The organism is Paenibacillus sp. HGF5 (assembly GCF_000204455.1).
In the GTDB taxonomy this organism is placed as follows: domain Bacteria; phylum Bacillota; class Bacilli; order Paenibacillales; family Paenibacillaceae; genus Paenibacillus_AQ; species Paenibacillus_AQ lautus_A.
This window is the reverse complement of sequence record NZ_AEXS01000151.1, coordinates 1-21,228: the sequence shown is the minus strand read 5'-3', so window position 1 is coordinate 21,228 and position 21,228 is coordinate 1. Positions and strand designations below refer to the sequence as shown.

Sequence of the window (21,228 nt, the reverse complement as noted above, 5' to 3'; positions counted from 1 at the left end):
GCAAGGAAGCATGGTCGTGGAAGCTGCGCTTGTGCTGCCGATGTTTATGTTTTTTGTCATTTTTCTTATATATATCGTGCAGATGACGTTGATATCGACGGCGCTCCAAAGCACCGTTTCCGATACCGTCAAAACCGTAGCGGCCCATATGTATCCTGTTTCTCTAGCCGTGCAGGCGAATGCAGGCGGTAACGGAACAGGCGTAGGCACGCCTAGCACGTCCCATTGGGAAATACCCAAATTGTCGCTGTCCGATTGGGTTTCGAAATATAGCGACTCGCTTCCTTCTCCTGCTAAGGAGTGGATCACGGAAGCCGTCGCTTCAGGTGAGGAGCCTCTGCAGCAGCTTAAGAACCAAGCCGTGGAAGCCGTACTTGATCCCGTGGTCAAGCCGATGATGAAGCCGTTCATGCCTGACCGCCTTCTGGATTATGACCGAATCCATGTGTCCAATGTTCACATACCCAATTTGAAGAGCGGCACGAGTCCTTATTTTGGCATTGAGGTGAATTATGCCCTTCCAATCCGAGTTCCTTTCTTGAACAAACGCATCGTGCTGCAAGCGAAGGCTCAGGAGAGGCTGTGGATTGGAGACACCGGAGAAGGCGGGGGCGATTCAGGGAACGGGGACGGCTCAGAGAACGGAGCCATTGAGCTGTTGGAGAAGCCGAATCCGGCCGTCGCAAGCAAGCAGGCTAAGGTGAAGGTGAAAGTAGAACCAGGGGCCAGCGCTCAATTATCAGTCTATTATAAGAGCGGCCAGAGCACGGCTAAATATTTGGGTTGGAAGACCGCGGATAGTAACGGCTATATCGATTGGGAATGGAACGTGGGATTTAATACAACGCCGGGGACTTGGCTGTTTGTGGTTGAGACGGCCGACGGGCAGCGGATCGAGGTGCCGTTTACGGTGGTCGCGCGGTCGGGTTGATGAGAGGTTCGAAAGCACAAATTATGAATTAAAGGGTTCCAAAGATGAATCGCATTATAGAGGCGCCCAGAATTTGCAATCTAAAGGCAATCTAATGAAGCGCTCTAAAGAAATATCCAAGAAAAGTCTTTCCAATAGAAGCAATTCGTTGTGCATCCATAGTTAAAGTTCTATTCAGGCTATTTCTTTGAATAGTCGCGCAAGGGGAGTGATGCGTGTGGCCGTTGCCTTTGGTATTTGTGCCGTTTATCTGATTGCGGCCTTTATTACAGACCTTCGTTCCATGAAGATACCGAATGCTCTAACCGTATCGGCAATGCTGTCCGGTCCGGTTTATCATGGCGCTCTAGATGGGTGGGAAGGCCTGCTCTTTTCTTTGAAGGGTCTTGGAGCAGGGTTTCTCATCTTATTGATCATGTATTTTATAGGGGCTGTAGGAGCAGGCGACGTTAAGCTGTTCGGTGGGATCGGCGCCTGGACCGGCTTGTGGTTTACCTTGCAGGGCATTATGTATTCTGTCCTTTTTGCCGGTGCCATCGGTTTGCTCATTCTGCTCTGGCGGCGGGAGACGATGAAGCGAATACGCCATGTCGTCGGCAGTATCACCGGAGTTTTTGTCATGAAGAGCTGGTTGCCATGGCGCAACAGCCAGGAGGAGCACTTGCGATTTCCCTTTATGATGGCTGTCCTTCCTGGCATGATCAACACGTATCTAGTACTGCACATGTAGGAGGCGGCGCTTATGTTCGGATTAAAGGCGGATTTTATGCAGAACGGCGGAACGATCATGGTGCTGGACCGGGATGAAGGGATCCAGTCAGCAGAACTGAATCATGTGCAGCTGGGCATGATTCGTTCTTCGAGAATCCCGCACTTTTTGAAGCTGCATATGAAAGAAGTCGATTACAAAGTAACACTGGAATATGATATCACCGGCAAAAAGATGCTGTCTCAGGCATTGAAGAGCGAGCGCATGACGTTGACCGAGTACTACGGGCTGCTGCTGCAGATTGCTACCGCATTGGAGGACAGCAGGCTATATATGCTTCAACCCGAGAATTACATACTTCATGAGGATTTTCTGTTTGTTGAAGGTTCCCTGCATCTTGGCACATTATATTTAACTTATGTTCCCCTTGCCGTTAATGAGACCAGCAGTAACCGTCTCTCTGTAACGCTTAAGGAGCTTATGACAAGGCTTCTCTTATCGGTTTCGGAGCTGAAAGGAGGAGGGATACAAGCATTGATGTCCTTCTGCAGTGAACAGAGCTTCAGTTTGCCGGGACTTAAGCGGCTTGTCATTGAACTGCTTGCAGGAGAAGATGGTGAAAGCGATCAAGCAGGAACGCAAGAGAAGATGGCAGTGCCTGCACGTCTGAATGAAGGATTGCCCTATACCGATAATCCCTCAAACAGCAGCGTCTTCAGGCCTGCCTTCTCATTTGCAGGGCCGGCTCACAGCCGGAGTGCGGCATCGCAGACGGAGAATGACGGCGACACGGATAAACAGAGTTTAATTCGAAGCCTGACGGAACGTACCAACGAGATGTTTGGGAAAAGCGGCAGAAACGAAGAAGGTAATTCTCACGCCGGTCGAACCCCATCAGCTCTTCCCGCGTGGTCATCTGGCACAGATGATTCAAGTCTTGATGAAGCGGAGCATGGCAAATCTTCGCCGGTTCGGACCTATATTTTGCTAGGATGTTTGCTCGCCGCAGCGGGAGCTTGGAGAATGTTGTACATGAATCAACCGGGTCCGCTGATGCTGGGGCTATCGGTAGGGATTACAATTCTGCTTGCCGTGATCGCTTGGCTCGGCTACACGGGCAAACTCCGGCTGCTCTCACGGAGAGCGGAGGATTGGTCCGGTTCATTGCCCGTGTTTGAATCCACAGAGCTGAGTCCGCAGGAGCCTGCCAAGTGGAAGTCCGTCCCGCGTTTTGAGGCAGATCCTTTATCAGGACTTCTTACTGAAAAACAAGCAGCGGATTCAGGGAAAGCGGCAGAAGCAGAGCTTGGTGAGGGGAGAGAGCATTGGAGATGGCAGGTTCCTAAATCTCCATTTAACCTTGAGCGGGATCAGCCTTCAGCGGGATCTTCTTTACAGTCTTTGCGGGACCATGCTTTTTCGCGTTCGCCTAACGCTGGGGCAGGAGATTCTTATAGGGAAGAAGGGGATTATTATTCCCAGCTGTCCCAACGGACGGAGGTGCTTTCGTCCTCTGGTGGTGGGGGAGCTACCGTGCTGTTAAGTCCAGAGACCGCTGTTCGTCCGCCCGGACAACATTCGGCCAGGGACTATCTTGAGCTTAACGAACCGAATGCAGCCGTCCCGCAGCGAATTGAACTGCATCAGCCCCATTTCATCATCGGCCGCTCTCCCGACGTCGCCCAATTCGTAGCTGAAGGTGTGGGGACTTCACGGGCACATGTCGAGCTCTCTCGCGAAAGCGGTGGATACGTCCTGAAGGATCTAGGTTCCAGAAACGGTACGATGTTGAAGGGAGAATCCATGGTGCCCTATAAAGAATACCCTTTGATGGAAGGGGATGTCTTTATTATTGCCGGATGGACGTTTACCCTTCGCAGGGGGTTATATTAATACGGGATTATTATAGTAGAAGTAAGATTTACGAAGCTATTATTCTATGAAGCTTAGAGGGAATTCGGATTATTTCAGAAAACCAAAGGTGTACCCTAATTTTTAGAGGGGCCTTTGGTTTTTTATTTTTACTAGATCTATTTTTTTACTTAGTCGTCCTCAAAACCGTGTTTATCCAGTAATTCTAGCAAGTATATCATTCAGAAGAATGGCAGCAGGAGTGTTTGAAGCTATAGGATTAAAGCCGACAGAAGATATTTATCTTATCGAAGGATGAGTGATAGGTGAATCCCGGGTCTTGATGAAAACCAAAGCACTAGGAAAAAGGGATCATCGCTTTGATGATCCCTTTATAAATCAATCTAGTTTGATCTTTTAATTAAATATGAAGTGATCTCAGAAGTGAAATAACCAACCAAATATGTCCCAAGAATAATTAGCTGAACATACAGTATACCTTTCGATGATAGGCCCCAACTCTTAAATAAATTAGGAATCCAAAATATACAAACCATAGCTAAAATAATCAAAATGAGAACCGGAAGAGTACGTACTAGTGCCTTCATAGTTGACTCCCTTATTCTTAGTCTTCATCATAACTCAGAAGCATTTTGTTGGTAGATCACGCGGCCAGAAGAAATGCATAAGTATATTTTTTACTGTTGTTTTTCCTACTTCATCACCAACAGTAAGACAAACTATGGATCTTACCAGATCACGTTCGTACATTTCAAATGTGACGGACATGTCTTCATCTCTTACTACTTGATAAGCAGTGAGTATCAGACCGGTAACAATTGCGGTGATCGCAGCAGCAAAACCTGCTGTTATTATAGCTTTGGCTGCTAGTATACCAAATAATGCACCGACGGCAGCTACTCCTAACCCTATGATATAGCCTGCATCACCGGCAGCTATATAAACCTTATATCCAAACCCCTTGACTGCGCTCCAAATTTTTTCGATTTTACTTCCTTTCCAAAACCCACTCTGAATCCCAATCTCCCCCAGTACGGGAGCAGAATTAGCACTCTTTATAGCTTCTTCAAGATTTTTCTCAAATTGAAAATATGTTCTTTCTACAACAACAGATTCATTATTATTTGCTAGAAGAGCTAGATTATCTTCACTATTTATACTAATTGTCGAAGAAACTGTAGCATAATGAGTGTTACCGTCATTATTATTTTTTACTTCAACAACCGACATTCCATTCTCGGCATTAGTGTAGACAACTGTAGATTCACAATCACATTCTTCGGATTGAGCATACGCCGGGGCAACAACTGAAAACAACAAAATCAAAGATAAGAATAGACTAATCATTTTTTTATTTTTAAACAAGATTAAATCCTCCTATAAAAAGTGATTTATTTGAAATCCGGCCGGATATTCAAATCGTAACACGATTCATATGTAATAATATACCATTAAAACACTTTATATGGAACAAATAATATAATTATCCTTTTATTTAATATATTTCATACTTGTTTATGCAAGATGAGACAAAAAAACTATCTAATTCAAAATGGATAATAAATCTGTATGGGATTGTCTAAATCACTCAATTGTTCAGAACTAATACTATTAATGGGGGTTATATGAAAGACGGAGGTTACAAACGATATGAGGAAACTGAGATGTTAAGGTACACAGAAATACATCAAAAGCCCCCTTCACAATTATAGAAGGGGGCCAGAACATATTACTTATTGATCAAATGCTGATAAGGCTTATAGTCGATTTCCTTCTTCTGGAGGAAATTCATCAGGAATTTGTAATCCCGCTTCGGCGTAGCCACGATGTAACCTTTGATGCAGTGATCCCGGGTGACTTCGGTTGCGCCGGATTCGACGGCGATTTTGCCGATTTCGGCTGCAATGGAGTGTTTGGCGATATCCCGGAACGGTCCCGGAACAGGCTGCACCAGCTCGTCCAGAAATGCTTTGGATTCATCCGTCCACAGCGGGCGGCTTCGCTCTACCCAGTAATTTTGCCAATCGAGCTTCGATTTGCCGTCGGCCTTGGGAAGCACTTTCAGAAACTTGCGGAACATGAAAAATCCGCCGATGCCCATCAGCCCGAGCATGACCCATCCCCAGAAGGCAATGGAGTTCATGAACCATGACGGCGGCGCACTGGACGACAAATAGCCCATGACGGCCCCTGTGCTCTTCATCTGTATATCACCTCAATGATTATTGTCACATGACACTTTCATGAGAATTATAACGCATTTCTAGATTTATTTCGATATACAAGCTAAAATAGGTGTAATTGTGTGTTAAAAAAGGGGGATGCAGCATGTTGAAAATTGGTTCCCACGTGTCGTTTTCGGACAAGGGATTGCTGACTGCGACGGCTGAAGCCACGTCTTACGGCTCAAGCTCGTTCATGATATATACCGGCGCACCGCAAAATACGCGCCGCAAGCCGATCGACTCCATGTTTATCGAAGAAGGCAAAGCCGCCATGCAGGCAAGCGGGATTGAAGAAATCGTGGTCCACGCGCCGTACATTATCAACCTCGGATCGTACAAGCCCAATACGTTTGAGCTGGCGGTGAGCTTTCTGCAGGAGGAGATTCGCCGCACGCATGCGGTCGGCGTGAAGAACATTGTTCTCCATCCCGGCGCATATACCGACAAGGATGCGGAATACGGCATCGACCGAATTGCGGAAGGTCTTAATGAAGTGCTCGGCGGTACGGATGAGACCGAAGTGAAGATTGCGCTTGAGACGATGGCCGGCAAAGGTACCGAAATGGGACGCAGCTTTGAAGAAATTGCTTCCATTATTGATAAGGTGAAGTACAACGACCGTTTGGCCATTTGCCTGGACACCTGCCATATTCATGACGCGGGATATGACATCGTGAATGATCTGGACGGCGTGCTGGAGCAGTTCGACAAGCTGATCGGACTCGACCGTTTAACGGTCGTCCACGTGAACGATAGCAAGAACCCGCGCGGAGCAGGCAAAGACCGTCATACGCCGATTGGAACCGGATGGATCGGGTATGAAGCCATTCAGAGAGTGGTTCATCACGAGAAGCTCCAGGGCAGACCGTTCATTCTCGAAACGCCGTGGATCGGTAAAGATCCAAAAACCCAGCGTCCGATGTACGAGATCGAGATTGCGCTTCTGCGCGGGGATGTGGAGGGCCGTTTCGGTCCAGCTTTCACGCAGCAAGTGGAAGAGCTGGGTGCTTTCTTTGCCAAGGAAGGCATCGAGCCCCGTTCATTTGTACTGGATACCTGGACACTGCTGAAGAATGATGCCAAAGCCAAAAAGGCCGATCCGCGCGAACCGATGGAGCGCCTGTACGATATGGTCATGGCGGCCGGCCTGCTGTCCGACCTGTCGGAGGAGCAGATCAATCAGCGCCTGATCGCTTGGTTGTCGGGTGTTTCCCTGTCATCCTAAGCTTCATTAGAAATGGCATATTAGTAAGAAACTGAGGCATTCTCAAGAAAACGTCCGCATGCTGCGGATTGTTTTTCTTGAGAGGTGCCGTTCATGTTCATTGCAGATTTAAAAGGAGGATCACCGAGTCTCATGGAAATTCACATCAAGAAGGACCTGCCGTCTGCGGCAGGTCAGTACCCTAATCGTGCCCGCATGCTGATCTCCTGTCCGGATGGACCGGGAATCGTGGCAGCAGTATCCCAGTTCCTGTACCAGCATGGCGCGAATATCGTTCAGTCTGACCAATATACGATGGACCCGGCCGGCGGCATGTTTTTTATGCGGGTTGAGTTCGATCTGGAGGACTTGAACACGAAGCTTCCACAGTTGGAGGAATCCTTCCGGGAAGTAGCCGATCAATTCCGCATGGAATGGAATATCTACCATGCCGCCCGCAAGAAACGCCTGGCGATTTTTGTTTCGAAAGAGGATCACTGCCTTGTAGAGCTGTTGTGGCAATGGCAGGCTGGCGACCTGGATGCGGATATCGGTTTGGTGGTCAGCAACCATCTGGATATGAAGGAATACGTGGAATCCTTTGGTATCCCGTATCACCATATTCCGGTTACGGCAGATACGAAGCCTCAAGCGGAGCAGCGTCAGCTGGACGTGATCGGCGATGATATCGACGTGATCATCCTTGCGCGTTACATGCAGATTATTTCGCCAACCTTTATTGATCATTACCGGAACCGGATTATCAACATTCACCATTCCTTCCTCCCAGCCTTCGTCGGAGGCAAGCCTTATGCGCAAGCATATAACCGCGGCGTCAAGATTATCGGGGCAACCGCCCACTACGTAACGGAAGAGCTCGATGGCGGACCGATTATCGAGCAGGACGTGCAGCGCGTAAGCCACAGGGACGACGTCAATGAGCTGAAGCGCATCGGACGTACCATCGAACGCGTGGTGTTGGCAAGAGCCGTCAAATGGCATGTGGAGGATCGGATTCTGGTCCATAACAATAAAACGGTTGTATTCAGCTAGTCCCGGTCATTCCGACGATTCATCATAGAGAGTATAATGGAGCAGCCTGACACTTTAACGCTGCAATGGATTACCCCTTGATCCCGCTCCTCTTCTTGGAGCGGGATTTTATTTTATATTTGACTTAAGTAATAACGCTAATTTCTTGCCAAAAGCTGAAAAAATGGTTCCGTGGAGCTTTTTATGGAAGTTAACGTCAAACTTTTTATAAATTCGACTCGTCAATATAGTTGAGCTTGTGAAGAGAGTCTTTACATACATCTTCTAAAACCTATGTATTGTTTGTCTTTGAACAGCAATTTATATGCGGAGAGGGGAATCATCAGTTGTCGTTTTATACAAAGAAAACGTGGATGCTGCTGCCGATGGTGGCGTTGCTGATTGTGGCAACGTTATCTCTGTCGATTCCGGCAGGAAACGTCTACGCCGACGGAGCGAAGATTGGCATTCAATCCGAAATGGGCTACCAAGGCAAAATCAAACATGAGAAATGGAACCCGCTCAAACTCACCCTAACGAGCGACCGGGATATATCCGGCGATGTGGTCGTGCAGATTCAGAACTACAACGGCTTCGGGTATCAGACTTCTTATGTTCAGCAGGTGGACCTGCCGAAGGATACGCCGAAGGAAGTCGTGATCGGCATTCCGGGAGCCGTACTGAATAAAGACAATAACCAAATCCTTTTCTATGAAGGTTCTTATACGAAGGGGAAGCAGGTTCCGTTTGCCACAGGCAAAAATTACGTGCAGGCTTCTCCGTATCAAGGCGCACTCATGGCCGTTTTATCCGATGATCCGGACACGATGAATTTCATGAACGTCCTGAACGGCAAAGGCAGCAGCGTGAACGTGTTCCCGCTTAAGGACGCAAGCGTTCCAACGGATGCGATGCTGCTGAACGGGCTGGATGTCATCGTAATGAACAATTATGCATCCGATACGCTGTCAGAGCCTCAACAAAAGGCGATTACGGATTGGGTCAATGGCGGCGGCACCCTGGTTCTGGCCGGGGGCGCGGGGTATGCCAAAACGGCGGCGCCGTTTGCCGACATATCGCCGGTCGCTGCGAATGGCACCACGACCGTGAACTCGCTGGATGAACTGGAGAAGCTTGGCGGGAAACCGTTGAAACTGGATGGGCCATTTACCATTTCTACGGCGAAAGCGGTGGAAGGCGCCCAAATCGGGATTGCCGCGGACGGACAACCTTTGTTTGCCTCGAAGGCTTATGGCCAGGGCAGCGTTCAATATGCCGCTTACGATCTGGCGATGGAGCCGGTAAGCTCTTGGGCAGGCCATCCGGACGCGTGGGCATCGGTACTGCGCAATAACCTGCCGATGATGAATTCGCAGAATGGCATGTATTACAATTCGCTCATGGACAATTTGAATTATGTTCTGGAGTATTTCCCGTCGCTGAAGATGCCTTCCTTCACGCTGCTGCTGTGGATGCTCATTATTTATGCGGTCGTCGTCGCACCGCTGCTCTACTATATATTGAAGAAGGCGGACAAGCGGGAATGGGCGTGGTTCTTGATTCCGATCATTGCCGTCATCGCGAGCGCTTCCGTCTATGCGGTCGGCTCGTCGGACAAGACGCGCGAGCTCGCGCATACCATCAATCTGATTGAACTAAATGGCCAGGGAGATGCGGTGAAATCGACTGCTTCTGCATTCTTCACGCCTCGAAGCGGGAACTATGCCTTGGAGTTTGGGGAGAATACGTATTTGAAAACGGGGCAGTCCCGGAACACGTTTGGGGGAACCGCCGAGAACAAAAGTTTTGTCCGGGTAGGTCAGGAGTCCACGACGCTGGAGCTTCGGGACATGTCCCAATGGTCGTTGGCCAAGGTTTGGGTGGACCATCAGGGTACGGAGGAGATGGGGCGTCTGGGCATGAATTTAAAGCTGGATGCCAAAGGGGGATTAAACGGCAAGATCACCAATGACACCATTAACGATTTGACCGAGGTGGTGCTGGTTGTCGGAGGCAGTGCCTATAAGCTGGGAGATATCAAGAAAGGCGAGGCGGCAGCCATTCCTCAGGATCCGAAACAAATCATCAAATTTACGGGCGGTGACTTGTCCGGGATGCTGTACCCATACTCGCAGAATGATCCGAAACAGCGGGAGCGCGACATTTTGTCCAACTACGGATACTCGAAGGGAATGGTCAACAAGGATGCTTACATTCTGGGATGGAGCAAAGACCATTTGACGAATTATACGCTGAAAGGCGCCGAGGTGGACAGTGATCAGCTCAATTTCTGGATACAGCCGGTGGAAATGGATTGGGGACTGAACGGGGAAATCAACATTCCTTACGGCTTCCTGTCTCCGGAGATATCGCAGGTGAATTCGCCGATGTTCGGGGTATATCCGCACGGGGTTGAAATGGGACAAGGCAGTCTGATCGCCGAATTCCCGCTCATATCCGAAGGCCAAGTAAAGTATTCCGAATTGTCCATCAAAGGCACCAAATTCAACAACAATGTCACGATGGAGATCTGGAACTCGAAGAAGAGCGAATGGGAGCCTGTTACAGACGCGAACAATGTGCATACCATTAACCAGAATCCGGAGCAGTATATCGTGGGGAATCGGATCCGATTCATGATCACCGCCAAGGATCAGACCAACTTTATGATGCCGGAGCTGTCTGTGAAGGGGGAGGCCACTCAATGATCGAGATTAGAAATCTGAGCAAAAGATACGGAGCGTTCCATGCGCTGAAAGACATCAGTCTTCATATCGAAAAAGGGACGGTATTCGGATTTGTCGGTCCTAACGGAGCAGGCAAATCCACGACGATGTCCATATTGGCTACCCTGATGCTTCCTACCTCGGGCGTTGCCAAGGTCGGCGGCTATGACGTGACCCAGCATCCCAAAGAGGTCCGCAAGCGGATCGGTTATATGCCCGATTTCTTCGGCGTGTACGATCAGCTGAAGTCTACAGAATATCTGCATTTCTACGGGGCAAGTTACGGCATCCCGCGCGCCGAGCGGGAGCAGCTCATTCCGCAGCTGCTGGAGCTCGTCAATCTGAGCGACAAGGCGGATACGTACGTTGACAGTCTCTCGCGGGGGATGAAGCAGCGTTTATGCCTGGCCCGGTGCCTGGTGCATGATCCGGAGGTATTGATCCTGGATGAGCCGGCCTCGGGGCTGGATCCGCGGGCGCGGATCGAGATGCGCGAAATATTGAAGGAACTGAAGCTTATGGGCAAGACCATCATCATTTCATCGCATATTTTGCCTGAGCTGGCCGAGATGGTGGATGAGATCGGGGTAATCGAGCACGGCGAGATGGTTGCCCAAGGCAAGGTAGCCGATATTCAGAGCCGTCTTCGCGTAAAAAAAGTCATTCATATTCGCACGCTGGAGCGTGCAGAGGAGCTGGCCGAGAAACTGCGTGACGAACCCTTCGTCACGTCGGTATTAACGGATAACACCGGCGTCCATGTTCATTACGGCGGGGATGACGCGCAGCAAAGCGCCCTGCTTCGGCAGGTGGTTTCCTGGGAAATTCCGATTGTCTCGTTTCAGGAAGCGCAGAGCAATCTGGAGGATGTATTCCTCGAAATTACCAAAGGAGGGCCCCGCGAATGAATTGGAGCAGAAAGCTGATCAATCCGGTCATCGACAAGGAATTCCGGCTGCGGATGCGTTCTACGCGTTCCATGCTGTCGGTGTTGTTTTATGTATTGGCGCTAGGCGCCATAGCCATGGGCTTCATTTATCTCTTCTTATATTTGGGACAGCAGGGGCCTCAGCGATTCGATCCGCAGATGAGCCAGATGATGTTCTATGTCCTGAGTTTTGCCCAGCTTGTCCTTATCGCGTTCATGGCCCCTGCGCTTACGGCGGGCGTCATCAGCAGCGAGCGGGAGAAGCAAACGCTGAGCATGCTGCTGACGACGCAGCAGAGCTCGGCTACGATCGTGCTGAGCAAGCTGGTATCGGCACTCAGCTTCATGACGCTGATCGTGCTGGCTACGCTGCCGATCTACAGCATTGTGTTCCTGTACGGCGGGATTTCGCCGAAGCAGCTCGTTTCCGTGTTTGCCTTTTATTTATTCGTGATGCTGCTGCTCGGTTCGCTCGGCGTGATGTTCTCCACGTTATTCAAAAGAACCATCGTCGCGATTATCGTCACCTACGGGGCCGGCCTGATCATATTCCTTGTTACAGGCCTGCTGTATCTGTTCTTCATGGGAATCGAACAGCGGAATATGTATCAAAGCGGGCAGCCGATCGTACCGGGCAGTTATTCTTGGGTCGGTTATGTGCTGGGCCTGAACCCGGCCGGGGCGATGATGAGTTTGTTCAACCCGTCTTTTTCGGAGGACGCGTTCTTGCTGCGCGGAGGAAGCCTGAACAGCAAAGCGCCGATCGAATTGTGGCTGGAATTTTTCATCGTGTATTCGGTGGTGATCGTTCTAGCCCTGTGGGTTGCCGTACGGAATATCCGTCCTGTCGCAAGGCGCAAACGCAAGGATAAGAATGAAACCCAGCTGCCGCAGGAGCCGGAAACCGCGGGGAACGAAGCGTAACATCATGCAAGGAGTACGGTAAGGAGTGAGAGCAATGGACAACATCATGCGTTTTATCGAAGCCGCAAGACGGCGGCTGCAGCAGTTCCGCGTCATCACGTATGCATTATACGGGCTTATGGCAGGGTTGGCCGCGCTGCTGCTGCTCCTGGTGCTTGGGAGATTCGTGCCTATAGCCTGGCTTCCCGTCGCATCCGTGGCCGTTCCCGTGGGGGCGGGCTTCATAGGCTTGTTATGGGGTTGGCTGCATCGGGTGCCGATCGAAGAAGCGGCTTCAGCGATGGACCATGTTCCGGACGGAGCGGAGCGAAGCGATATGATGGTGACGGCGCTGTCGTTCAAGGAGGAAGAATCGTTGGCCGCCAAATGGCAGCGCGAGCAGGCGGAGCGTTACGGTGCGCGTTTTGCGGAACGTCTGCCGGAGCGTCTGCCTTCCCCTAGCCGAAAAAAACAGCTTCTGATCTGCGGTGCCTCGCTTGCTGCCGTACTCATCCTGGTGTTCGTTCCGAACCCGATGGATAAGAAGGTGGAGGCTGCCAAAGAGGCGCAGAGCTGGATGAAGGAGCAGGCAGCCAAAACCGAACAGCTGGCGGAGGAGCTCCAGAAGGAAACGCTGGATCCTGCCGATCGAAAAAAGCTTCAGGAAAAGCTGGATGAACTGAAAAAAGCGCTGGAGCAGGAGAAGCATCCTGAGCAAGCGCTGGAGAAGCTGGAAGAAGCCATGAAAGAGCTGGAGAAACTGGCGAAACAGCAGGAGGAAAAAGCGAAGGCGCTGTCGGAGCTGGCTAAGCAAATGCAGCAGGAGAAGGCGCTGTCCCAGGTGGGGAAAAAGCTTGCCGAGGGCATGGCCGATGAGCTGAAGCAGGAAATGAAGAAACTCACCGAGCAGGTGAAGAAGATGTCCCAGGAAGAGAAGAACGAGCTGTCCGATGCTTTGAAAAAGCTGGCTGAGGAAGCTGCCAAGCAGATGGAAGACGGCAAGCTGGAGCAGGAGCTCAAAAAAGCGGCCGATGCGCTGAAGGAGGGCAAGCTGCCGAAGGAGCTGGAAGAAGCGCTCCAGCAGCTGGCCGAGGAGCTGGCGAAAGCAGCGCAAGCCAAAGCCGCGTCGGACAGCCAGTCGCAGTCCGCGTCCTCGCTGGCGTCCTCCCTTGCTTCGCAAGGATTGAGCTTGGCCGATCAGATGGCGGCTGCGGGGATGTCGGTATCCGATGCGTGGAGTAACGGCGGCAGTGCCGAGGCGTTGGCTCAGGCCGGCTCCGGTGCAGGCTCTGGCGAACAAGGAGAGGGCTCGGAGGGAGCTCCAGGTGAAGGCGGCTCCGGTGCAGGCCAAGGTCAAGGCCAAGGCTCCGGCACAGGCAGCGGCTCCGGATCGGGAAGCGGCTCGGGCTCAGGAGCAGGTTCCGGATCGGGCGGCAGCGGCGGATCGGGAAGCGGCACGGGCAGCGGAGCCGGTCTTGGCTCAGGCGGCCGTGAGCTCGTGACCATCCCTAGGGATTATAAGGGCAGCGGCAATGTGCAGAACGATTCCGGCGAGATCAAGGACAGCGGCGGAGATATACAGAAGGGCGGCGTATCGCCGACGGTTCCGGGCATGTCCAGGCCTTATGAGGAAGTGTACCGCGATTATGAGACCGAAGCACGCAAAACGTTAGACCGCAATCAGCTTCCGGACCAGATGCAAGGTTTGGTGGAGGAATATTTCATACAGATCAATCCGAACCCGTAGGGATCGAAGAGCCGAGCACCAAGGCTAGAATGAGAACTTGAACTTTACCAAGAAGATGGAGGTTTCGTCCATGTCGGATATTGCAGTGAGACCACAGGAATGGATGGAGAAAATATCGGGCCTGCGCGAACATATCGGCAAGGTGATTGTCGGACAGCAGGATGTTGTGGAGCAGATGCTTTGGTGTATCTTTGCGGGGGGCCATGCCCTCCTGGAAGGGATTCCGGGTCTCGGCAAAACGATGCTCGTCCGCACCGTTTCGGAGGCGTTGGACCTGTCCTTTTCCCGCATACAGTTTACGCCGGATTTGATGCCAAGCGATATAACGGGCACCAATATCCTGTCGTTCGGACAGCATGGGGACACCGGGATGACCTTTCAAAAGGGTCCGCTGTTCAGCAGCATCGTGCTGGCCGATGAGATTAACCGCGCCACGCCCAAAACCCAGAGCGCCTTGCTCGAGGCGATGCAGGAGAAGACCGTCACCGTGGGGGGCGTAACCCATCAGCTGCCAAAGCCTTTCTTCGTTCTGGCCACGCAAAATCCCTTGGAGAACGAGGGGACGTATCCATTGCCGGAGGCCCAGCTTGACCGCTTTCTGCTGAAGATCGAAGTAACGTATCCCAGCGCGGACGAATTGAAGGAAATCGTGAAGCGGACGACGTCCTCACACGAATTCCAGGTGGAACGGCAAATGACCGGGGACGAGCTGCTGGAAATCCAGCGCGGGGCGAAGGAAGTGTTGGTTGCCGAAGAGATTCTGGATTATGCGGTTCGTCTGCTGATGATGACGCATCCGGAGGAGGCGGCCGCACCGGAGGCTGTCCGTAAATACGTCCAATTCGGTTCCGGACCGCGCGGCATTCAGTCCATCATCTCGGTAAGCAAAGTCCGGGCCTTGTGCAGCGGGCGGATGCATGTATCCACGGGCGATATTCGCGCCGTGGCTTTATCAGCGCTGCGCCACCGCTTGTTCCTGAATTTCGAGGGGCAGGCGCTCGGCATTACCACGGACGATGTCATTCGGGAGGTTCTGCAAGCGCTGGAGGCATCCGCGTGAGCGGGGGCGCGCACCTGCTTCCTCCGGAATGGCTTCCTCGTCTGGAGCGCTTGAGCCTGGATGCCAAACGACGGGTCGCCGGAACGCTGCAGGGAAAGAGGCGATCCCGCCGGCTCGGCTCGTCCCTCGAATTCGCCGATTACCGCGTGTATTCGCCCGGGGATGATGTCCGCAGGTTTGACTGGGGCGTTTATTCCCGTACGGGAAAAGCCTTCGTTCGTCAATTCATGGACGAGCAGGAGCTGACCGTGAGCCTTTTCGTGGATTGCTCCGCATCGATGGGGGCCGTCATGTCATCGCCTACGGAACCAAGCGCCGCCGATCCGGCGGGAACGAAGGGCAGCTCTAAATGGCTGCTAGCGCGTCAACTCGCCGCAAGCATCGGCTACATGGCGTTGTCGTCTTACGACAGGCTGCAGGTTGCCTGTTACAGCCGTTCGATTAACGCCCGTCTTCCGATCATGAGAGGAAAGGGCTCGGCTCATCGCCTGTTTTCGTTTCTGCAAGGGGCAGAAACGGGTGGCGAGGGCAGCTTGGGCGCAGCGCTTGCGGTTCCTGGCGCACTGCCCCGGCAGCCGGGAATGACCTGGGTGTTCTCCGATTTTTGGCTGGAGGGCGGCGAGGAGGAATTGTTCAGGTCGCTTTCCCTTTTGTCCGGTACCGGACAGGAAGTGGTGCTGGTGCATGTATTGTCGCGGGAGGAGCTGGAGCCTAAATTATCCGGCGATCTGCGGCTGGTGGACAGCGAAACGATGAGCGGCAAGGAAGTGGCGCTGACGGGCAAAGTGCTGGATGCTTACAAGGAGGAGCTGGAGCGATACCGGACGATGCTGTCCCGCGTATGCGCGGAACGGGGCATGTCTTACGTGCTCATTCCGGCGGATATGCCGCTTACGGACGCGATGTTCGGGGTGCTTGCGGGAGCTGGTCTGGTTACTGGATAGAGCGGGACTCCTGTAGAGGCTCTGTCCATGCATTTGCCGGATCTTTTGTGCTTTCGGAGGTTTGTCGACAGGATAACACAGATGATACACAAGCGATTGCTTAACAGGCTTCACCAGGACCTGCCTGTGATCTCAAGAAACGAACAAGCTGAAAACTGGTTCGAAAAATAGGAAGAGATGGATAGGCCTTCATCCGATGCTCGGGGAAAGTACAGGCATGTCTCGTTAGTCAGGGTCCATGGGAGTAAGGAGGGGACACGTTGGGGATTCAATCTTGGCTGAGTCTATGGTTCGGTTTAACGCTGCCGGCCATCGTGCTCATGTATATGTTCAAGCGGAAATATGTGGATACAACCGTTCCCAGCCACTTGCTGTGGGAGCGGGTGCTCCGGAACTTGGAGGCCAACAGGCCGTGGCAGAAGCTGCAGAACCGGCTTCTGCTGTGGCTCCAGCTGCTTGCTGCGGCATTGATGGTCTTCGCACTGATGCAGCCCTTTATGCAGGTGTCCGGCGGAGGCAGCGCCCATGTGGTCATCGTTGCCGATACCTCGGGCAGCATGAGCGCGCAGATGCAGCCGTCCGCTGAAGGCGGAGCCGCAACCAGGCTGGAATGGATGCAGCAACGAATTAAGGAATATGTGAAGGACCGGGGGAGACGGAGCGAGATCACCCTGCTGTCCGTAGGAGCAAGTCCCATGACGCTTGTATCCCATGAAAGCGACCGTGCCGCCATCGATAAGGCCGTGGATGATTTACGTCCCTATTACGGACAGGCGTCCTACAGGGAAACCTTATCGCTCGCTTCGGCGCTGACGCGGGAAGAACATGATGCAGAGGTCGTAATCTTTACGGACAGCTACTGGAAGCCGGACACGGCCCCCATAGCGTTTCAGGTTCCGGTTTCCGTTGAGAAGGTGCAGGGCGAGCTCCCGCATAACGTGTCCATTGATCAATTCGGCATTTCACCTAGAGATAATGCGGATTCATCATATGCGGCGGTCGCCGTCCTCAGCACGAATGCCGAGGCATCTGTATCGGCCGAAGTAAATCTTTACGGAGATGAAGAGCTGCTGACCAGCAGGATGCTTGAATTGGAGCCGGGGAAGAGATTAACCGAATCCTTTTCCGATCTGCCGTTTGCTGAAGTGTACCGACTTGAGTTATCTCAGGATGACGGGTATACGGCAGACAATCATTCCTTTGCGTTCGGTTTGGGGCACGGATCTTCGCGCGTCCTGCTGCTGACTTCAGGCAATCTGTTCTTGGAGAAGGCGCTTCAGCTGAGCGGTGCCGAAGTCACCCGGGTAGCTTTGGACGAATCCAAAGATAAGACCGCCGAGGACAACGGCAGTGCGGATATGGAGGCGGGAAAGGGCAGCGCAGCTGCGGATGTGCCGCCCGTGCCCGAAGGCGAATTTGATCTGCTTGTCATCGACGGGAACGTGCCGGAAGGGTTCCGGCAAGGGAAGTGGGCGGATCTGACGGCCAAGACTCCGTTATGGACGATTGGCGGAGAAGATGCCAAAGTCGGCAACCAAGGAGGACGCGCCGTGCTTGCCAAGCATCCGGTGACTGCCTATGTCACCTTGTCCGGGGTCTATTTCGGTACGCTGGTGGATCAGGCCCCTGCTTGGGGGGAACCCGTCATTAAGCTGGGGGATCAACCGATCGTCTATGCGGGGAGCGAAAACGGACGGCCTCGATTATCCTTCAATTTCCTTCTTCAGGATAGCGACCTTCCGTTATCGCCGGAATTTCCGGTCATGGTCAGCAATGCGCTGGAGTGGATGACCTCAAGCAAGGGAAGCGGGCTTGGCCGATATATGGCCGGCGCGCAAGCGGATATTCCGATTGGAGCGGATACGGTAGCGGCCAAATGGATCCCCAAGAGCGGTCTTGCTCTGGATGACGGCCTCTCTGCTGCGGAAGTCCTCCGGAATGAGCAAGGGATATCTCCGGTACAGCTTGTGCCGGAATATCCGGGGCTGTACGCTTTTGAACAGCAGAATGAAGCGGGCGAGAAGCTTAATTATTGGCTTGCTGTAACTGCAGACCCGTACGAGGCGGATTGGAGCAAGGATCAAGGCCCGCCGGTAAGCCAAGCGGCAACGAACGCGGGTGAGTCTGAAGCGGGAGCTGATTCCGGCACATCCGGGAGTAACGAAAAGACGAACCGTGCCGGCTCGTTAATGCCATGGCTGGCCGCTTTGGCACTGGCTGTGATCGCAGCGGAATGGGGGGTGTACCAGCGTGGGCGTTCAATTTAGCCAACCATGGTTGTTGCTGCTGCTGATTCCGGCAGGTTTATTTCTGTACTATGCCTACAAATCGGATTTCCGATTAAGCGGTTTTCGCAAAAAACTGGCCTTATTCTTTAGAACCTGTGTCATTCTATTATTAATCCTTATGATTTCGGGTTTGCATGGCTTTACCGTTCTCAGGGATAAACAGGTCATTTATCTGGCTGACCGTTCCGACAGCATGGGGGATTCGGCCCGGATCACGAGCTGGATCAACGATTCCCTTGCGGCAAAAGGCGAGAAGGATGGCACCGCCGTTGTTTCCACGGGTCTTGAAGGCGCCGTGGAGCGGCGTCTATCCCCTGCGGAGAATGCGGGCGCTTCCTTGAACGCGCTCCTGGAGCAGCGGTTTACCGGGCTGGAATCCGGTCTTCAGCTGGCCGGCAGCCTGTTTGAGGGCAAGAGCGATTCCCGAATCGTGTTGATCTCCGACGGGGAGGAGAATGTGGGCAGCATGGCGGCGGCGGGAAGGCTGCTGAAGGATCGGGGGATAGCCGTTGACGTGCTTCCGACTCCGAGGCAGGCCGTCCAGGATGCTGCCGTGGAGGAGCTGAAGGTTCCGGACAAGCTGTATCAGGCGGAGTCGTTCTATGTGGAGGTCATGGTTCGCAGCACATTCAAGACCTCAGGCGAGCTGCGCATTTACGAGGATAACCGAGAGATCGGCCGGGAACGCGTGGATGTAACGCCAGGCGAGAACCGGTACGCCGTGAAGGGCCTGGCCAAGAACCCGGGGCTCCACCGTTACCGTGCCGAAATCTTCATGGACGGGGATGAAGCCTCGGCCAATAATGCGGCATTCGATTTTACCCGGGTGGAAGGTCCGCCGAACGTGCTGATCGTGGAGGGAACTCCGGGCACGTCGGGCAATATCACGGCAGCGCTCGAGTCCGGCATGATCGGCACCGAAGTGATTCCGCCGGAGCTGCTCTCACTGGAAGCGGCCAAGTATGCCGTGTACGACAGCATCATCTTTAATAACGTTTCCGGCAGCGACGTCGGCGGCAAACAGATGGAGCTGATCGAGCAGGCTGTCCGTAGCTTTGGCATCGGGTTCATGATGGCGGGCGGCGAAGACAGCTTCGGGATGGGCGGATATTTTAAAACCCCGATCGAAAAGGCGCTGCCGGTCTCGATGGAGCTGGAAGGCAAGCGGGAGATTCCATCGCTTGGCCTCATACTGGTCATCGACCGTTCGGGCAGCATGGACGGCAACAAGATCGAATTGGCCAAAGAATCGGCCATGCGCACGGTGGAGCTGATGAGAGCCAAGGACACGGTCGGCGTCGTCGCCTTTGACGATCAGCCGTGGTGGGTCGTACCGCCGCAGAAGCTCGGTGATAAGGAAGAGGTGCTAAGCAGCATCCAGTCGATTCCGAGCGCCGGAGGGACCAATATCTATCCTGCCGTTTCCTCGGCGCTGGAGGAAATGCTGAAGATTGACGCCCAGCGCAGGCATATCATTCTCATGACCGACGGTCAGTCCGCGATGAATTCCGGATATCAGGATTTGACCGATACGATGGTGGAGAACAAAATCACGATGTCTTCCGTGGCGGTCGGGATGGATGCGGACACCAACCTGCTTCAATCCTTGGCGGATGCGGCCAAGGGCCGTTATTATTTCGTTGAGGATGAAACCACGCTGCCGGCGGTATTCAGCCGGGAGGCCGTGATGCTGGCCAAATCCTATATCGTGGATAAACCCTTTGTCCCGGCCGTTCAGAACCCGGGCGATTGGGCGAGTTTGTTCCAGCAGGGCGTTCCGGGGCTGTATGGTTATGTCGCGGCAACGCCGAAGTCTTCGGCCCAGACGGTTCTGTCCAGTCCGGAGCCGGACCCGATCCTGTCGCGATGGCAGTACGGATCCGGCCGGACGGTGGCATGGACGAGCGATTTAAGCGGGAAGTGGTCCAAGGAGTGGGTGTCGTGGTCCGGGTTCGCCGATACGTTGACCGAAATCGTGAAGTGGACGTTCCCGCAGTTTACGTCGTCGCCCTATGAAGTCACTACCGAGACGGCCGGCAACCAGGTGAAGCTGCAGGTCATCGCCAATGGGGAGAATCCGCCGGAGAAACTGAATGCGGTGATCGGGGATGACGAGGCCGGCGAGCAGACGGTGGAGCTCATTCAGGAGGCGCCCGGCCGTTATACCGGACTCGTCAACGTCTCCAAGCCGGGAGCCTTCCTCATGTCCCTTGAGGACGCGAGCGGGGAAGAGCCGCTGCAAGCTGCGCCGGGCACCGGCTTCGTGGTGCCGTATTCGCCGGAATACCGGCTATCTTCCGGCAGCGGCGAGGAAGCGATGAAACGGCTGGCCGAAGCGACCGGGGGCCGCGTGTTATCCTGGGATGACCCGGCCGAAGTGTTCGACCGGGAGGCGACCTCGCGGATGCAGCTCCATGATTGGAGCTACCCGCTGCTGGCGGCGGCCCTGCTGCTGTGGGTCGCCGACATCGCCGTGCGGCGCCTGGCTCTGCCATGGGGCGCCATCGGCGCACGGATGGCCGCCCTGCTCCGCAGGCGGCCGGCCCCTGCCGGCGAGGCTGCGGAGCAGGGCGGCCTCGAGCGGCTGGCGGCGCGCAAAGCCCGCGCCGCCCAGTTCTACGGCGGCAGCTCCGCGAAGCCGCCGCCGCAGGCCCCGCCC

Annotated in this window: 15 protein-coding genes; 13 read left to right on the top strand and 2 right to left on the bottom strand. The window is 53.5% G+C overall.

Annotation, left to right across the window (positions count from 1 at the left end; all coding sequences use genetic code 11):
• The first annotated feature begins 10 nt into the window (after window positions 1-10).
• The 3 genes from HMPREF9412_RS24125 (at window position 11) to HMPREF9412_RS24115 (ending at window position 3,533) form a co-directional block, all read left to right on the top strand.
• A complete protein-coding gene (locus HMPREF9412_RS24125) occupies window positions 11-931 on the top strand; it encodes a hypothetical protein (protein ID WP_083829997.1) in 921 nt (306 codons plus the stop codon).
• Window positions 932-1,148: 217 nt separating this feature from the next.
• Window positions 1,149-1,661: an A24 family peptidase gene (locus HMPREF9412_RS24120; RefSeq protein WP_009594453.1), complete on the top strand. Its 513-nt coding sequence runs from the start codon at window positions 1,149-1,151 to the stop codon at window positions 1,659-1,661.
• Window positions 1,662-1,673: 12 nt separating this feature from the next.
• The gene (locus tag HMPREF9412_RS24115) at window positions 1,674-3,533 is read left to right on the top strand and encodes a DUF6382 domain-containing protein (protein WP_009594444.1); all 1,860 of its coding nucleotides are present in this window, start codon (window positions 1,674-1,676) and stop codon (window positions 3,531-3,533) included.
• Window positions 3,534-4,133: 600 nt separating this feature from the next.
• On the opposite strand, the gene HMPREF9412_RS24110 is transcribed toward HMPREF9412_RS24115, so the two are convergent.
• Together HMPREF9412_RS24110 and HMPREF9412_RS24105 are read right to left on the bottom strand one after the other, a co-directional pair.
• The gene (locus HMPREF9412_RS24110; protein ID WP_009594459.1) at window positions 4,134-4,877 is read right to left on the bottom strand and encodes a hypothetical protein; all 744 of its coding nucleotides are present in this window, start codon (window positions 4,875-4,877) and stop codon (window positions 4,134-4,136) included.
• Window positions 4,878-5,241: 364 nt separating this feature from the next.
• Complete coding sequence (locus tag HMPREF9412_RS24105) at window positions 5,242-5,715, bottom strand: DUF2621 domain-containing protein (RefSeq protein WP_009594427.1); 474 nt, start codon at window positions 5,713-5,715, stop codon at window positions 5,242-5,244.
• 125 nt (window positions 5,716-5,840) lie between these two features.
• Here HMPREF9412_RS24105 and HMPREF9412_RS24100 point away from each other — a divergent pair, with 125 nt between their 5' ends.
• The 10 genes from HMPREF9412_RS24100 to HMPREF9412_RS24055 all read left to right on the top strand — a co-directional run.
• A complete protein-coding gene (locus HMPREF9412_RS24100) occupies window positions 5,841-6,962 on the top strand; it encodes a deoxyribonuclease IV (RefSeq protein ID WP_009594452.1) in 1,122 nt (373 codons plus the stop codon).
• A 132-nt stretch (window positions 6,963-7,094) separates the two neighbouring features.
• Entirely contained in the window at window positions 7,095-7,994 is a 900-nt protein-coding gene (purU, locus tag HMPREF9412_RS24095) for a formyltetrahydrofolate deformylase (protein ID WP_009594426.1), read from the top strand.
• A gap of 326 nt (window positions 7,995-8,320) precedes the next feature.
• Window positions 8,321-10,681, top strand: coding sequence for a DUF7408 domain-containing protein (locus HMPREF9412_RS24090; RefSeq protein WP_036673415.1), 2,361 nt, complete (start codon window positions 8,321-8,323; stop codon window positions 10,679-10,681).
• Window positions 10,678-11,607 (top strand): ABC transporter ATP-binding protein, encoded by a 930-nt coding sequence (locus HMPREF9412_RS24085; RefSeq protein ID WP_009594456.1) that lies wholly within the window; start codon window positions 10,678-10,680, stop codon window positions 11,605-11,607. The genes HMPREF9412_RS24090 and HMPREF9412_RS24085 overlap by 4 nt, the downstream gene beginning before the upstream one ends.
• Window positions 11,604-12,551: an ABC transporter permease gene (locus tag HMPREF9412_RS24080; RefSeq protein ID WP_009594439.1), complete on the top strand. Its 948-nt coding sequence runs from the start codon at window positions 11,604-11,606 to the stop codon at window positions 12,549-12,551. Before HMPREF9412_RS24085 ends, HMPREF9412_RS24080 begins: the two co-directional genes overlap by 4 nt.
• Before the next feature lie 34 nt (window positions 12,552-12,585).
• Window positions 12,586-14,277 (top strand): phage tail tape measure protein, encoded by a 1,692-nt coding sequence (locus HMPREF9412_RS24075; protein ID WP_009594411.1) that lies wholly within the window; start codon window positions 12,586-12,588, stop codon window positions 14,275-14,277.
• Window positions 14,278-14,347: 70 nt separating this feature from the next.
• Window positions 14,348-15,337, top strand: a complete 990-nt coding sequence (locus HMPREF9412_RS24070) for an AAA family ATPase (protein WP_009594450.1) — start codon at window positions 14,348-14,350, stop codon at window positions 15,335-15,337.
• Window positions 15,334-16,281, top strand: a complete 948-nt coding sequence (locus HMPREF9412_RS24065) for a DUF58 domain-containing protein (protein ID WP_009594412.1) — start codon at window positions 15,334-15,336, stop codon at window positions 16,279-16,281. Before HMPREF9412_RS24070 ends, HMPREF9412_RS24065 begins: the two co-directional genes overlap by 4 nt.
• Window positions 16,282-16,541: 260 nt before the next feature.
• Complete coding sequence (locus HMPREF9412_RS24060) at window positions 16,542-18,548, top strand: vWA domain-containing protein (RefSeq protein ID WP_009594440.1); 2,007 nt, start codon at window positions 16,542-16,544, stop codon at window positions 18,546-18,548.
• A partial coding sequence (locus HMPREF9412_RS24055) for a VWA domain-containing protein (protein WP_009594458.1) occupies window positions 18,532-21,228 on the top strand: 2,697 nt, incomplete at its 3' end. The genes HMPREF9412_RS24060 and HMPREF9412_RS24055, both read left to right, overlap by 17 nt.

Bases quoted from the DNA above. Each gene is read 5' to 3' on its own strand.
- HMPREF9412_RS24070 (WP_009594450.1), top strand. From the start codon at position 14,348: ATGTCGGATATTGCAGTGAGACCACAGGAATGGATGGAGAAAATATCG.
- HMPREF9412_RS24115 (WP_009594444.1), top strand. From the start codon at position 1,674: ATGTTCGGATTAAAGGCGGATTTTATGCAGAACGGCGGAACGATCATG.
- HMPREF9412_RS24080 (WP_009594439.1), top strand. From the start codon at position 11,604: ATGAATTGGAGCAGAAAGCTGATCAATCCGGTCATCGACAAGGAATTC.
- HMPREF9412_RS24075 (WP_009594411.1), top strand. From the start codon at position 12,586: ATGGACAACATCATGCGTTTTATCGAAGCCGCAAGACGGCGGCTGCAG.
- HMPREF9412_RS24105 (WP_009594427.1), bottom strand. From the start codon at position 5,715: ATGAAGAGCACAGGGGCCGTCATGGGCTATTTGTCGTCCAGTGCGCCG.
- HMPREF9412_RS24125 (WP_083829997.1), top strand. From the start codon at position 11: ATGGTCGTGGAAGCTGCGCTTGTGCTGCCGATGTTTATGTTTTTTGTC.
- HMPREF9412_RS24100 (WP_009594452.1), top strand. From the start codon at position 5,841: ATGTTGAAAATTGGTTCCCACGTGTCGTTTTCGGACAAGGGATTGCTG.
- HMPREF9412_RS24085 (WP_009594456.1), top strand. From the start codon at position 10,678: ATGATCGAGATTAGAAATCTGAGCAAAAGATACGGAGCGTTCCATGCG.
- purU (WP_009594426.1), top strand. From the start codon at position 7,095: ATGGAAATTCACATCAAGAAGGACCTGCCGTCTGCGGCAGGTCAGTAC.